The 14,625-nt window shown below is 74.2% G+C and carries 14 protein-coding genes; 12 read left to right on the forward strand and 2 right to left on the reverse strand.

What is annotated here, in order from left to right:
* Positions 1-70: 70 nt before the first annotated feature.
* From F5972_RS09665 to F5972_RS09720, 12 genes are all read left to right on the forward strand, one after another.
* Positions 71-973 carry an AAA family ATPase gene (locus F5972_RS09665; protein WP_150933070.1) on the forward strand — a complete coding sequence of 301 codons (903 nt, stop codon included), beginning with the start codon at positions 71-73 and terminating at the stop codon, positions 971-973.
* Positions 966-2,213 (forward strand): vWA domain-containing protein, encoded by a 1,248-nt coding sequence (locus F5972_RS09670; protein ID WP_225311307.1) that lies wholly within the window; start codon positions 966-968, stop codon positions 2,211-2,213. The genes F5972_RS09665 and F5972_RS09670 overlap by 8 nt, the downstream gene beginning before the upstream one ends.
* Positions 2,206-3,303 carry an XdhC family protein gene (locus F5972_RS09675; protein WP_150933071.1) on the forward strand — a complete coding sequence of 366 codons (1,098 nt, stop codon included), beginning with the start codon at positions 2,206-2,208 and terminating at the stop codon, positions 3,301-3,303. Before F5972_RS09670 ends, F5972_RS09675 begins: the two co-directional genes overlap by 8 nt.
* Positions 3,304-3,309: 6 nt before the next feature.
* Positions 3,310-3,936, forward strand: coding sequence for a nucleotidyltransferase family protein (locus F5972_RS09680; RefSeq protein ID WP_225311308.1), 627 nt, complete (start codon positions 3,310-3,312; stop codon positions 3,934-3,936).
* Between the two features lie 35 nt (positions 3,937-3,971).
* Positions 3,972-4,772, forward strand: coding sequence for an SAM-dependent methyltransferase (locus F5972_RS09685; RefSeq protein ID WP_150933072.1), 801 nt, complete (start codon positions 3,972-3,974; stop codon positions 4,770-4,772).
* Positions 4,773-4,921: 149 nt separating this feature from the next.
* A complete protein-coding gene (locus tag F5972_RS09690; RefSeq protein WP_150933073.1) occupies positions 4,922-5,956 on the forward strand; it encodes an LLM class F420-dependent oxidoreductase in 1,035 nt (344 codons plus the stop codon).
* A 35-nt stretch (positions 5,957-5,991) separates the two neighbouring features.
* Entirely contained in the window at positions 5,992-7,140 is a 1,149-nt protein-coding gene (locus F5972_RS09695; RefSeq protein WP_150933074.1) for a M24 family metallopeptidase, read from the forward strand.
* 24 nt (positions 7,141-7,164) lie between these two features.
* On the forward strand, positions 7,165-7,725 hold the full coding sequence (efp, locus tag F5972_RS09700) for an elongation factor P (protein ID WP_150933075.1): 561 nt from the start codon (positions 7,165-7,167) through the stop codon (positions 7,723-7,725).
* Position 7,726: 1 nt separating this feature from the next.
* The gene (gene nusB / locus F5972_RS09705) at positions 7,727-8,137 is read left to right on the forward strand and encodes a transcription antitermination factor NusB (RefSeq protein WP_150933076.1); all 411 of its coding nucleotides are present in this window, start codon (positions 7,727-7,729) and stop codon (positions 8,135-8,137) included.
* Positions 8,138-8,155: 18 nt separating this feature from the next.
* Positions 8,156-8,908 carry a methyltransferase domain-containing protein gene (locus F5972_RS09710; protein WP_150933077.1) on the forward strand — a complete coding sequence of 251 codons (753 nt, stop codon included), beginning with the start codon at positions 8,156-8,158 and terminating at the stop codon, positions 8,906-8,908.
* Positions 8,909-8,964: 56 nt separating this feature from the next.
* Positions 8,965-10,209 (forward strand): DNA polymerase IV, encoded by a 1,245-nt coding sequence (locus F5972_RS09715; protein WP_150933078.1) that lies wholly within the window; start codon positions 8,965-8,967, stop codon positions 10,207-10,209.
* Between the two features lie 147 nt (positions 10,210-10,356).
* Positions 10,357-10,734 carry a DUF3040 domain-containing protein gene (locus tag F5972_RS09720; RefSeq protein ID WP_117409750.1) on the forward strand — a complete coding sequence of 126 codons (378 nt, stop codon included), beginning with the start codon at positions 10,357-10,359 and terminating at the stop codon, positions 10,732-10,734.
* Positions 10,735-10,856: 122 nt separating this feature from the next.
* On the opposite strand, the gene F5972_RS09725 is transcribed toward F5972_RS09720, so the two are convergent.
* Positions 10,857-13,349, reverse strand: a complete 2,493-nt coding sequence (locus tag F5972_RS09725) for a DUF3488 and transglutaminase-like domain-containing protein (RefSeq protein WP_150933079.1) — start codon at positions 13,347-13,349, stop codon at positions 10,857-10,859.
* A 34-nt stretch (positions 13,350-13,383) separates the two neighbouring features.
* A complete protein-coding gene (locus tag F5972_RS09730; RefSeq protein WP_150933080.1) occupies positions 13,384-14,610 on the reverse strand; it encodes a DUF58 domain-containing protein in 1,227 nt (408 codons plus the stop codon).
* Between the last annotated feature and the right edge of the window lie 15 nt (positions 14,611-14,625).

Here is a 14,625-nt window from a genome sequence, read left to right on the forward strand (position 1 = left end):
TCCCAGGCGCGGGCGGCTTTGGCGGATTCGGCCAGAGCGGCGCGCGACGGCCTGCGCGTAGCCTGTCCGTGTGCTGCGGCGGACCACCACCATCTCCGAGATCGACTCGCCGGCGGGGCTGGCGGAGCTGCTCGACCACCACGACTACCTCGCCGACGAGGGGCTCACGACCGCGGCCTATCTCGCGCTCAAGATGGGGCGGCCGCTGTTCCTGGAGGGCGAGGCGGGCGTCGGCAAGACCGAGCTGGCCAAGACCCTGGCGGCGATCCTGGGCGCGCCGCTCATCCGGCTCCAGTGCCACGAGGGCCTCGACGCCGCGCAGGCCATGTACGACTGGGACTTCCCCCGCCAGCTTCTCCACCTCAAGGCGGCCGAGGCGGCGGGGGCCGCCGACGTGGCCGCGCTGGAGGGCGAGATCTACGACCGGCGGTTCCTGATCGCCCGGCCGCTGCTGCGGGCCCTGGAGACGCAGCCCAGCGTGCTGCTGGTGGACGAGATCGACCGGGCGGACGACGAGTTCGAGGCGTTCCTGCTGGAGGTGCTGTCGGACTTCACGATCTCGGTGCCGGAGATCGGGACGATCAGCGCCCCCACGCCGCCCGTCGTCGTCCTGACCTCCAACCGGACCCGTGAGGTGCACGACGCGCTCAAACGGCGCTGCCTCTACCACTGGCTGGAGCACCCGGATCTCGACCGGGAGGTGGCCATCGTGCGGCGGCGCCTGCCCGGATGCGCCGAACGGCTCGCGGCGGACGTGGCGCGGGCCGCCGGGCGGATGCGCGCGGCCGGCCTGATCAAGCCGCCGGGCGTCGCGGAGACGCTCGACTGGGCCGAGGCCCTGCTCACGCTCGGCGCGGCGGAGCTCGACCCGGCCCTGGCCGCCGCCACGCTCGGCGCCCTGCTCAAGCACCGGGAGGACCAGGAGACGGTGCGCGCGGGAGGGCTGCTCCACGCGGACGGCGGACGTGACTGACCCGGGCGACCGCCGCCCCACCGAGCGCCGCGCGCCAGAAGCGCAGGGGCCCGAAGCGCGGGGATACGGAGCGCAGGGGGTCGGGCCAGGCCGGGCGGACGACGCGGAGCGGATCACGGGCGGGCTGGTCGGCTTCACCCGGATGCTGCGGGCGGCCGGGGTGCCGGCCGACCACCAGCGCACGCGGAACTTCCTGGCGGCCCTCGCTCACCTCGACGCCGCCGTCGCGCGGGACGTCTACTGGGCGGGCCGCCTCACGCTGTGCGCCGGGCCGGGCGACCTGCCCCGGTACGACCGCTGCTTCGCCGCCTACTTCTCCGCCTCCCTGCGCACGGCACGCCGCGTCCGCGGAACGACGGTGTCCGTGACCCGCCCGGTGGCGGCGCCGTACGGCACGGGCGGCCCGGAGACCACCGGCGAGCCGGGCGCGCCGCCGGCCACGGCGAGCGAGATCGAGGTGCTCCGGCACCGGGACGTGGCGCGGATGAGCGAGGCGGAGCGGCGGGAGGTCCACCGCCTGCTCGCGCTGCTGCGCGGCACGAGACAGGCGCGCAGGTCGCGGCGCTACCGCCCGTCGCCCCACGGTCCGGCCTACGACCGGCGGCGCACGATCAGGGAGATCCTGCGCGACGGCGGGGAGCCGGCCCGGCCGCGCCGCCGCGCCCGCCGGCAGCGGCCGCACCGGGTCGTCCTGGTCGTCGACGTCAGCGGTTCGATGGCCGCCTACGCCGACACCCTGCTGCGGTTCGCACACGCGCTGGTGCGGGCCGAGCCCCGGGCGACCGAGGTGTTCAGCGCGGGGACGCGGCTGACGAGGATCACCGGCGCGCTGCGCCACCACGATCCCGATCTCGCCATGGATGAGTGCTCGGCCGCCATCCCGGACTGGAGCGGCGGCACCCGCCTGGGCGAGGAGGTGCGGGCCCTGCTGCGGCTGCCCGACCCCCGGGGCGCGATCGTCGTGATCGCCTCCGACGGCTGGGAGAGGGGACCGGCCGACCTCCTGGGCGCGCAGATGGCCCGGCTCTCGCGGCTCGCCCGCCGGGTCGTGTGGGTCAACCCGCACAAGGGCGACCCCGCCTACCGCCCGCTCACCGCGGGGATCCGCGCGGCGCTGCCGTACGTCACGGATTTCGTGGCCGGGCACAGCCTGGGCGCGTGCGAGGACCTGGCCGCGCTGCTGGCCGGCCGGCGGGCGGATCCACGCGGGGCCGTACGGAGGGGAGGGGCCGATGCGTGACATGCTCGACGAGGTGCTGGAGTGGTGGGAGTCGGGGCGGCGGTTCGGGCTCGCCACCGTCGTCGGCACGTTCCGCAGCGCGCCGCGCCCGCCGGGGGCGGCGATGGCCGTGCTGGACGGCGAGGCGGTCGGCAGCGTGTCGGGCGGCTGCGTCGAGGGGGCGGTGTACGAGCTCGCCACCCGGGTCGCCGGGGACGGGACGCCGGTCCTGGAGCGCTACGGCGTCAGTGACGACGACGCGTTCGCGGTCGGGCTGACCTGCGGCGGGATCATCGACGTGTTCGTGGAGCCGGTGTCGCGCCGCGACTACCCGGAGCTGGGGGAGATCGCCGCGGCCGTGGCGACGCGGCGGCCGGTCGCGGTGGCCACGATCATCGACGGTCCCGGCCGCTTGGGCGCCCGCCGCGTGGTGTGGCCGGACCGGGCGTCGGGCTCGCTCGGCTCCGCCCGGCTCGACGACGCGGTGGACGACGACGCGCGCGGCATGCTCGCGCAGGGCTCGACGGGCGTGCGGCGGTACGGCCCGGACGGCGAGCGGCGGCTGGACGACCTGTCGGTGTTCGTGCTCTCCTTCGCGCCGCCGCCGCGCATGCTGGTCTTCGGCGCGATCGACTTCGCCGCGGCCGTCGCGCGGATCGGCCGCTTCCTCGGCTATCACGTGGTGGTGTGCGACGCCCGGCCGGTCTTCGCGACGGCCAAGCGGTTCCCCGAGGCCGACGAGGTCGTGGTGGCCTGGCCGCACGACTACCTGACCACCACCGAGGTCGACGGGCGCACCGTGATCTGCGTGCTCACCCACGACCCGAAGTTCGATGTGCCGCTGCTGGAGGCGGCGCTGCGCACCCCGGCGGCGTACGTGGGGGCGATGGGATCGCGGCGCACGCACGAGGACCGGCTGGCCCGGCTGCGCGAGGCCGGGCTGTCGGAGGAGGAGCTGTCCCGGCTGCGCTCGCCGATCGGGCTCGATCTCGGGGCGCGCACGCCCGAGGAGACCGCCGTGTCGATCGCGGCGGAGCTGATCCGGCTCCGCTGGGGCGGCAGCGGCAGGCCGCTGACCGAGACCTCCGGCCGCATCCACGGCGAGCGGTGACGCGGCGTGGCGGACGAGGGGATCGTCGCCGGGCTGCTGCTGGCCGCCGGGGGCGGCAGCAGGTTCGGCGGGCCCAAGGCACTGGTGGAGTTCGAGGGGGAGCGCCTCGCCGGCCGCGGCGTCCGGCTGCTCGCCGAGGGCGGGTGCCGGCCCGTGCTGGTCGTCGTCGGAGCCGCCCAGGCCGCGGTCGAGGCGGAGCTCAAGGCCATGACCGAGAACACGGCCGGGGACGTGGTCGTCGTGCGCAACGCGCTGTGGGAGACGGGCATGGGCTCGTCGCTGCGGGCCGGGCTGGAGGCGCTCCCGCCGTCCGCCGTCGCGGTGGTGATCGCGCTCGCCGACCAGCCCCTCGTACGGCCCGAGGCGGTGCGCCGGCTGATCGCGGCGTTCCGGGGCGGAGCCCGGGTCGCCGTCGCCGCGTACGGAGGCGTGCCGCGCAACCCCGTGCTGATCGCCCGCGAGCATCTCGTGGAGGTCGCGGCGCAGGCCGTGGGCGACGTGGGGGCCCGTCCCTTCCTGCGCGCGCATCCCGAGCTCGTCACGGCCGTGGCCTGCGACGACGCGGGCGATCCCGCCGACGTGGACACCCCGGACGACCTACGGCTACTGCGCGGAGGCCGCCCGGCCTTATGATCATGAGGAATCATCCGGCCGAGCGGGAGCGTGTCATGGCGGACCAGACACCCGGTGGGTTCGACGTCACGCAGCCCAACGTCGCCCGAATGTACGACTACTACCTGGGCGGCAAGAACCACTTCCCCGCCGACCGGGCGGCGGCCGAGCGGGTCGTCGAACTGTCCCGGGGCCATGTGCGGGAGGCCGTACGGGAGAACCGCGCGTTCCTCGGCCGGGCCGTGCGCTTCCTGGCCCGCGAGCGCGGCGTCCGCGCGTTCCTCGACCTCGGCGCCGGGCTGCCGACGCAGGGCAACGTCCACGAGATCGCCCTCGACGTCTCGCCCGACGTGCGGGTGACGTATGTGGACAACGACCCGGTGGTGGCGGCGCACGCGCGGGCGCTGCTCGAAGGCGATCCCCGGGTGCGTTTCGCGCAGGCCGACCTGCGGCGGCCGGAGGAGGTCGTCGCCGCGGCGGAGGAGAACGGCCTCGCCCTCGACCGGCCCGTGGCGCTGCTGCTGGTGTCGTGCCTCCACTTCGTGCGCGACGAGGAGGACCCGGAGGGGCTCATGGCGGCCTACCGCGAGTTGCTCCCCTCCGGCAGTCACGTCGTGATCTCGCACGTCAGCTCCGACCCCCTTCCGGACGAGATGGCCGCGATGAGCGGTGTGTACAGCAGGGCCAACGCGCCGTTCGAGGCCCGGCCCGCCGCCCAGATCGCCGGATTCTTCGACGGGTACGACCTGGTGGAACCCGGCGTCGTCGAGTTGCACCGGTGGCGGCCCGAGCCCGACGCGCTGCCGCTGAGCGGGCCGGTCCTGCCGGTGCTCGGCGGAGTCGCCCGCCGCGCCTGAGCCGCCACCGAGCCGCCACCGGACCCCTTCACCACCCCTGTGCCGCTCTTGAGCGGAGTGGCCGCGGCCGGTCGGTGTCGTTAGCCTTGGTCACGCCGACGGAACATCATTCGGTTACTCACCGGTGTACGCGCGGAAGGACGAGGCGGATGCGGATCGGGATGGCCCTCAACTACTCCGGGGGCTTCAAGGAGACGGTCGCGGAGCTGGCCGACTACGAGCGGGCCGGGCTCGACGTCGTGTTCGTCGCCGAGGCGTACAGCTTCGACGCGGTCAGCCAGCTCGGCTACATCGCGGCGCGGACCGAGCGGTTGCAGATCGCCTCGGGCATCCTGCCGATCTACTCCCGGACGCCGGCCCTGCTGGCCATGACCGCGGCGGGCCTCGACTACGTCTCCGACGGGCGTTTCACCCTCGGCCTCGGCGCCTCCGGCCCGCAGGTGATCGAGGGCTTCCACGGCGTGCCGTACGACGCGCCGCTCGGCCGCACCCGCGAGATCATCGAGATCTGCCGCAAGGTCTGGCGGCGTGAGCGGCTGGAGTACGAGGGACGCCACTACACCCTTCCACTGGAGGGCGGCACCGGCCTCGGCAAGCCGCTCAAGCTGATCAACCACCTGGTGCGCGAGCGCATCCCGATCGTCGTCGCGGCGATCGGGCCGAAGAACGTCGAGCTGGCCGCCGAGCTCGCCGAGGGCTGGGAGCCGATCTTCTACATGCCGGAGAAGGCCGGAGAGGTGTGGGGCGCGTCGCTGGCCGCCGGGCGGGAGCGCCGCGACCCCGCACTCGGCGAGCTGGACGTGATCGCGCAGGCCGTGCTGGCGATCGGCGACGACGTCGAGGACGTGCTGGACCTGGGCCGCTCGATGGCCGCCCTCTACATCGGCGGCATGGGCGCCAAGGGCAGGAACTTCTACAACGACCTCGCCCGCCGCTACGGCTACGAGAAGGAGGCCGAGCAGATCCAGAACCTCTACCTGGAGGGCAGGAAGAAGGAGGCCGAGGCGCTGGTGCCGCGGGAGCTGCTGGAACGCGTCTCGCTGGCCGGGCCCGAGGGCCACGTCAGGGAGCGGATCGCGGCGCTGCGCGAGGCCGGGGTCACCACGCTCAACGTCGCCCCGTTCGCGCACACCCACGAGGAGCGGGTCGCCCTCATCGAGAAGATCAAAGACCTGGCGTCCTGACGGGGGCGTCCGGAGGACGGCGGTAAAGTCCGTTTGTGACCGATGTCGACAAGACCGCCGACAAGACCGCCGACAGGACTGCCGGAAGGACCGCCGAGGAGACCCACGCCGCGCGGCGCGCGGGGCTGGCCGAGGCACTGGGGGAGCACGAGGCCGGGGCGGCCCTCGTCACCTGGCCGGTCAACGTGCGTTACCTGACCGGGCTGACCAGCTCCAACGCCGCCGTGCTGGTCACCGCGGCGGGGGAGGCCGCGCTCGCCACCGACTCGCGCTACCGGGAGACGGCCGAGGCGGTGTGCGCGGGAGTCGAGGTGATCGAGGACCGCGTCGTGACGGGTGTGCTGCTCGACCGGTGCGCCGGCGCGGATCGGGTCCTGGTGGAGGGCGACCACATGCCGGTCGGGCTGTTCCAGCGGCTCTCCGAGCGGCTGTCCGGCCGTCCCCCCGGGCGCCGCCCCGCACTCACCCCGGCCGGCGGCCTGGTGGAGACCCTGCGCGCCGTCAAGGACGAGGCGGAGATCGAGGCGCTGCGGCGCGCGTGCGCGCTCACCGACGAGGCGTTCTCCCTCGTTGTGGAGCGCGTCACGGCCGGCGTCACGGAGCGGGAGATCGCCCGGTGGCTGGAGGCCGCCATGGTCGAGCTCGGCGCGGACCGGCCCGCCTTCGACTCCATCGTGGCGAGCGGGCCGAACGGCTCGATCCCGCACCACTCGCCCTCCGAGCGGCGAGTCGAGCGCGGCGACCTCGTGACGATGGACTTCGGCGCGCGGTACGGCGGCTACCACGCCGACATGACCCGCACGGTCGCGGTGGGCACGCCCGCCGCCTGGCAGCGCGACCTCTACGACCTCGTACGGCGGGCGCAGCGCGCGGGCCGACACGCCGTACGGCCGGGGGCGACGGCCGGCGAGGTGGACGCGGCGGCGCGCGAGGTGATCGCCGAGGCGGGCCATGCCGAGCGGTTCGGCCACGGGCTGGGGCACGGAGTCGGCCTGGAGATCCACGAGCTGCCGTTCCTGGGCCCTGGCAGGACCGGTAGACTAGAGGATCGAGTTCCGATCACCGTCGAGCCGGGGGTCTATCTTCCGGGCGCGGGCGGTGTGCGCATCGAGGACACGCTGGTCACGCGTGCTGACGGGCCGGAGCTTCTCACACTGACGACCAAGGAGCTGCTCGTCCTCTAGGGCAGCCGCACGCGGGAGACGCACGTGGCGACGACGAACGACCTGAAGAACGGACTCGTGCTCAAGCTCGACGGCGGAGAGTTGTGGACCGTTGTCGAGTTCCAGCACGTAAAGCCGGGTAAGGGCGGCGCGTTCGTCCGTACCAAGCTGAAGAACATCATGTCCGGGAAGGTCGTCGACAAGACCTTCAACGCCGGCGTGAAGGTCGACGTGGCGAACGTCGACAAGCGGGAGATGCAGTACTCCTACCTCGACGGCGACGACTTCGTGTTCATGGACACCGAGACCTACGACATGGTCAACATCGCGCGTTCCGTCGTGGGCACGGCCGCCAACTACATGCTGGAGAACACCACCGCGACCATTGCCTTCAACGAGGGCAACCCGCTGTACGTCGACCTCCCGGCGGCCGCCGAGCTGACGATCGCCCACACCGACCCCGGCCTGCAGGGCGACCGCTCGACCGGCGGCACCAAGCCCGCCACGCTGGAGACCGGCGCCGAGATCAAGGTCCCCCTCTTCATCACCACCGGCGAGAAGGTCAAGGTCGACACTCGCACCGGCGAGTACCTCGGTCGGGCCTGACGTGTCGGCTCGGGGGAAGGCCCGCCGCCGCGCGCTGGACGTCCTCTTCGAAGCCGAGGCCCGGCAGGTGAGCCCGCTCGACGTGCTCGCCGAGCGGGTGGAGCGGGCGGACCCGCCGGTCAACGAGTACACCTCCTTCCTCGTCGAGGGCGTGGTCCGGCACCTCGACCGCATCGACGAGCTGATCTCGACGTACGCCGAGGGCTGGACCCTGGAGCGCATGCCCGCCGTGGACCGCAACGTCCTGCGCGGCGGGACGTACGAGATGCTGTGGTCGGAGGAGGTCCCCGAGGGCGTGGTGATCAGCGAGTGGGTGCACCTGGTGGGGGAGCTGTCGACCGACGAGTCGCCGCAGTTCGTCAACGGCCTGCTGGCCCGTTTCAAGCAGCTCAAGCCCTCGCTGTCGCTCTGAGCCGGGAGGAGGCCGCAAGTGCGTGACGCCACACGCCGTGCCGTCGTCTGGGAGGCGCTGCGCGCGGTCCTCGCCGAGCGGACGGCCGCCCTCGGGCGCGAGACCCTCGACATCGTGGACGCGGGCGGCGGCACCGGCGGCTTCGCCGTGCCGCTGGCCTCGCTCGGCCACGTCGTGACCGTGGTCGACCCGACCCCCGACTCGCTGGCCGCCCTGGAGCGCCGCGCCGCCGAGACGGGCGTCGGGGTCAAGGGCCTGCAGGGCGACGCCGCCGACCTCGGCGACCTGCTGGAGCCCGGCAGCGCCGACCTGGTCGTGTGCCACAGCGTGCTGGAGTACGTCGAGGACCCGGAGGGCGCCCTGCGCGCCGTCGCCGGCATCCTGCGGCCGGGCGGCGTGGTGAGCGTGCTCGCCGCCAACTCGGTCGCCGCGGCCGTCCACCGCTCCCTGGCCGGGCACTTCGACGAGGCCCGCCGGGTGCTGTCGGACCCGTCGGGCCGCTGGGGCGACCGCGACCCGACGCCGCGCCGCTTCTCCCGGGAGACGCTGGCCGCGCTGCTGGGCACGGCGGGGTTCGCCGTCGGCGAGGTGCACGGGGTGCGCATCTTCGCCGACCTCGTGCCGGGCATGCTGGCCGAGAGCGACCCCGACGGCCTGGTCGCGCTGGAGCGGGCGGCGGCCACCCACCCCGTGCTGCGGGACGTCGCCACCCAGATCCACGTCATCGCGTACCGCGAACAGACGCGGACGGGCGCGGGCGAACGGGAATAGAAAAGACGTTCGGGTGGGGTGAGGTTGGCGGGGCGGCGGTCGGGTAGGGTGACGTCATGTCCCGGAACCAGCTGCTGCCCCGGGATCCGTCGCCGCCGCCGGAGGGGCCCGTCGACGACAGCGGCTGCCCGATCCTGCACGTGGACATGGACGCCTTCTTCGCCAGCGTCGAGCTGCTCGACCACCCCGAGCTCCGGGGCACCCCGGTGATCGTGGGCGCGGCGGGCGCGCGCGGGGTCGTCCTGAGCGCGACCTACGAGGCCCGCCGGTTCGGGGTCCACTCCGCGATGCCGATGACCCGTGCCCGGCGCGTCTGCCCGCAGGCGACCGTGATCCCGCCCAGCCACGGCAAGTACGCCGAGGTGTCCCGAGGCGTCATGGAGATCTTCAAGGCGATCACCCCCGAGGTCGAGCCGATCGCCTCCGACGAGGCGTTCCTCGACGTGGGCGGGGCCAGGCGCAGGCTCGGCAGCCCCGCCGCCATCGCCCGGATGATCCGCGCCCAGGTCGCGGAGCAGTACGGCATCACCTGCTCGGTGGGCGTGGCGAGCACGAAGTTCGTGGCCAAGCTCGCCTCACGGCAGTGCAAGCCGGACGGCCTGCTCGTGGTCCCGGCCGGCGAGGTGGTGGAGTTCCTGCACCCGCTGCCGGTGGCCGCCCTGTGGGGAGTGGGAGAGCGCACCGAGCAGGCCCTCGTACGGCTCGGCATCCGGACCGTGGGCGACCTGGCCCAGGTGCCGGTGACGACGCTCCGGCGTGAGCTCGGCGTCGCCGGCGCGCATCTGGCGGCCCTCGCCTGGGGGCGCGACGAACGCCGGGTGGTGCCGCACGCGCCCGACAAGAGCATCGGCAACGAGGAGACGTTCCCGCACGACGTCGACGACCCCGAGACGATCAGGCGTGAGCTGCTCCGGCTGTCGGAGCGGGTCGCCGCGCGGCTGCGCGCCGCTGGGCACGTCGGCCGCACCGTCAGCGTCAAACTCCGCCGCTCCGACTTCACCACCATCACCCGGTCGCGTACGCTGCGCGAGGCCACGGACGTCGCGAAGGAGATCTACGACACATCATGCGAGCTCTACGAGGCGGCAGGGCTGGAACGGGTGCGGCTGCGGCTGGTCGGGGTGCGCGTGGAGAACCTCGGCCCGGCCGCCGCGGCGACCCGTCAGCTCGGCCTGGGCGAACGGGAGACGGGCTGGCGGGAGGCCGAACAGGCCATGGACCGGGCCGCCCGCCGCTTCGGCCCGGACGCGGTGAAGCCGGCATCGCTTGTTCGTCGTCCGTTTGGTCCAATAGGTCCATGACGTCGCCTCCGGTTTGGACCGCGTTGGTCGTTTTCTTTCGCCTACGTCTGAGGCCTCGTATTCTGGGGATAACCGACCGCGAGGTTCGGACACCCCGTGTCGTCCGTTGCCGTCTTCCCCTGAATGGGGCCGTCCTTGGGAGGCGCCGTGCCGCTGTCTGAGCACGAGCAGCGCTTGCTCGACCAGATCGAGCAGGCCCTCTACGCCGAGGACCCGAAGTGGGCGAACACCGTACGGATCAGTGATCCGCGCAGCCACTACAAGCGCCGCCTGGTGAAGGCCTCCATAGGCTTCGCACTCGGCGTGGTCCTGCTGATGGTCGGCGTCGTCGCGGCATTGATCTGGCTCGGTGCCGCCGGCTTCGTGGTCATGCTGGCCACCTGCCTGTGGGGCCTGTCGAGCTGGAAACGCATGAACGGGTTCGGTGACTCCCCGTCGTCCCGCACCCGGGGCCGCCGACCCCAGCGCCGCAGCTTCATGGAGCGCATGGAGGAACGCTGGCGCCGCCGCCACGACGAGCACTGATCCCCGTGCTCGCACACACGTCCTGAACCACCCCCGGTGGGCCCGCACAGCGGGCCCACCGATTCGTGTGCGCGGGCTCATCCGGCCGGGCTTGTCCGCGCGGCCGGAGCCGGCCCCACCGCTCAGCGGCGGGTGCCGGTGAGGGTTCGCTCCCGCGCCGCCCCGGCGTCGTCCCCGGCCGCCGCCCGGCGGAACGGCCCGTCCGGGCCGCCCGGGCGCGTCCCGCCCTCCCGGGCTCCGCTCCGCCGTGTCCCGCCCAGTGGCGTCCTGCTCAACCGTGCCCTGCTGAGCCGGGGCGTCAGGTTCTCCATCCGGTCGAACACGTCGAGCGCGCCCTCGCCGAACGCCCGCACCCGCAGCAGCGTCGACGCCGGAGCCAGCGCGGCCCCCAGCCTCCGCCACCGCGACAGGTGCGCGGCCAGCCCGCGCCTGATCCGGCGCAGGTCCGCGGCGACCGGCCCGGACGCCGGGGGAGCCGGCGCGTACCGCAGCCGCTCCTCGGCCGTGACGACGCGGGCGAGCGACTCGGCGGCCCGCGGGTCCAGCGCGTACCTCTCAGCGACGCGGCGGCCGAGCGCCCGCGGCGTCTCGCCCGGTTCCCCGGCCATGCCGAAGTCGGTCAGCGTGTCGCGCAGCTCCGCCCACGCCGCGTGCGGCCCGCCGGACGGACGGGCCAGCCGGCGGATGCGGCCGCGCCGCACCAGCAGGCGTGCCGCGGCGGGCAGCAACAGCAGCACCAGCGCGCCCGCGACCCCGAAACCGGCCTTGACGCTCGTGGGCGCGCCCGGGTCGGTGGCGACGGCCGTGCCCTGCGACTCGCGGTCGAGCTGGCGCGGGTTCGGCCGGGACGGACCGCCGGCGCCGGTCGTCTCCTCGTCGTCGTCCGACTGTCCCGCCGAGGGGCCGGCCGAGGGCTCGGCCTCCGGCGCGACGGGCCGGGTGTACTCCGGCACCTGGGCGCTGCCCTGCCCGCCGACGCCGGCCGGAGTGGGCTCGAACCGCAGCCAGCCGACGCCGTCGAAGTACAGCTCCGGCCAGGCGTGGGCGTCGTGGGTGCGGACCGTCCACTTACCGTCGATCTTGCTGCCGCCCGTGTAGCCGATCGACACCCGGGCCGGGATGCCGGCCATCCGGGCCATCGCGGCCATCGCCCCGGCGAACTGCTCGCAGTAGCCGGTCCGGTCGCGCAACACGAAGCGCGACAGCGCCTCGGCCCCCGACCCCGACGCGCGGAGACTGTAGGTGAAGCCGCCCTTCCGGGTGAACCACTCCTGGAGCCTGACCGCCTTCTCGTACGGCGTGTCGGCCCCGGCGGTGACCCGGCGGGCGAGCGCGTTCACCCGCGGGTCGAGCCCGTCCGGAAGCCGCAGGAAGGGCTCGCTGTCGGGCCGCGCCACCGCCGAGCGCAGCGCCCCGAGGCCGGGATCGGGCTCGTCGGTGACCACCTGGTAGTCCAGGCCCGCCACCTCGTCGCGGGTGGAGAAGACCATGAGCGACCCGCGGTCGGCCCGCCAGTCGCCGTCGGCGTCGACCTGCCGGGCGGGGTACGGCAGGGGCAGGAAGTGGAGCCGGTCGAGGTCCTCGCTGATCGTGACCCGCATCGTGGCCCGCTTCACCGGCACCCCGGGGCCGAGGCCGGGCACGGGCGGCAGCGGCCCCTCCGACACGCGGTCCTCCGGGCGTCCCCGCAGCGGGCTGAAGGTCCACTTGGCGCCGTCGAACACGTCGAGCGCGTAGATCCGCAGATAGTGCGGCTTGTCGTCGCTGCTGCTGTAGGTGAGGACGGTGGCGTTGCTGTCCTGCCTGAGCTGGCCGCCGAGCTTGGCGATGGCGTCGGGGATGCCGATGTTGCCGCCGCTCCCGCCCAGGCCGTTGCCCACGCCGAAGCCGAACAGCGGGTCGGGGGACAACGCCGGCAGGATCGCCGGCACCAGCACCGCGAGCACGATCGCCGTCACGCCGACGCGCTTGCCCGACAGGGCCAGCCGCTCGGTGTCCGGCGTGACCCCGGACGCCGGGCCGCCGGAGCGGCGGACCACCACGGCCCGGCCCCAGCCCTTCAGCCGCTCCCGGCCGTCGGCGACGAGCAGGCCGATGTATCCGAACGCCGCGACGACGAACGCCGGCCATCCGATCGGCTCGGGGAGCACGGCGGCCGGCACGGTGAACAGGGCGAGCATCGGCAGCCCGGCCAGCGCGGCGCGGCGCAGCCGTACCGCGAACAGGTCCACCAGCAGGGCGATCAGCGCCACGCCCGTCGTGGTGAGCAGGGTGATGCCGGGGTTGGCCGGCACCGGGGCGGCGTACTGCTGGATGTCGTCGAAACCCTCCCCGACGAGCGCGGCGAGCCCGGCGAGCGAGTCGAGGGTGGGGATCACCCGGAGGAACGCCTCCTGCGCGGTGAAGGCCGCCGTCAGATAGACGAGCACCGCGACGGGCGCGACCGCGGGCGCCACCCAGGGACGGGCGCCCAGGCGGGAGGCCACCGCCCCGGTGGCGGCGACGACCAGGATGACCCCCATGCAGGACCAGAACCAGGCGCCGCCCTCGAAGAGCGGATAGAGCGTGATCGTGACCGCCGCCGTGGCGAGTCCCGCCGTGATCGGCAGTTTCAAGGGGTCCACCTCTTCTCCGGGCAGCCCGGCCGGCTCAGGCCGCGCTCCTGCTGTTTCCGGCCTCGGGCCACACGGTCGCGAGCGACGCGCCGACGGGCAGGTCGAGCACCCGCCAGCCGGCCCCGGTCAGCACCGACCGGGAGGCCTGCGCGTGCTCTGCGCCGGAGCCGTCCCATCCGGCGAGGTCGAGCAGCACCGCCACGGCGGTCACGCCCGGGTGCCGGAGCCGCGCGAGGGCGAGGGCCTCCTCGGGGTCGACCGCGCCGAGGACCGCGATGATCAGGCCTTCCCCGCCGCCCTGGCGCAGCACGCCGATGCCGTGCTCCAGCGACCGCGACGAGCTCTGCTTGACGACCGCGAGCGTGTCGAGCAGCGACCACGACTGGCCGGTGTCCACCGTCTGCCGCGCGCCCTGGTCGGTGACCAGGCGCAGGGCGAGCCCCTCCGCGGACAGATGGACCCCGATGGACGCGGCGGCGGAGACCGCCACCTCGAACGACGAGCGCGGCCCCTCGCCCCGGTGGGCGTACCTGCGGGTGTCGAGCAGCAGCGCGCCGCGGCTCTGCCACTCCTGCTCCTCGCGCCGGACCATCAGCTCGCCGCGCCGCGCCGTCGAGCGCCAGTGGACCCGCCGCAGGTCGTCCCCCTGGCGGTACTCGCGCGGCGCCACGTCGTCGTCGCCCGCCGCCGCGACCGACCGCGTACGGCTGTCGCCCCCGCCGGTGTAGTCGCCCGACAGGCGCACCGGCGGCAGCGGCACCACCTCGGGGGTGACCACGAGCGTGTCGGTGATGGTGAACGAGCGGGCCAGCTCCACCAGCCCGAACGGGTCGGCGATCCGCACGGACAGCGGCCCGATCGGGAAACGCCCGCGCAGGTCCGAGCCGACCTTGTAGTCGATCTCCCGGACGCCGCGCGGCTCCATCCGGTCCAGGACGAACCTCGGCCGGGTGCCCAGCGCGTACTGCAGGGTGTCTTCCACCAGCAGCAGCCCGGTGGGCAGCCGGGTGACGTTCTCCAGCCGCAGGGTGACCGTGCTCTCCTCGCCGGCCTGCACCCGCGCCGGGCCGAGCCGGCGGGTGCAGGACAGGCGGTAGCGGGTCCGCGTCACGACCAGCGACGCGATCAGCGGCATCGCGATGATCAGTACGGCCACGCGCAGCAGGTCCTGCTCGCCCAGGACCATGGCGCACACCAGGGCCGCCACGCCGGAGGCGAGGAACGACCGTCCCCGCGGGGTCAGAGCCTTCAGCCCGGGCATGGGCCCTCCGTCGCT

Source organism: Microbispora cellulosiformans, from assembly GCF_008728085.1.
Taxonomy (GTDB): Bacteria; Actinomycetota; Actinomycetes; order Streptosporangiales; family Streptosporangiaceae; genus Microbispora; species Microbispora amethystogenes.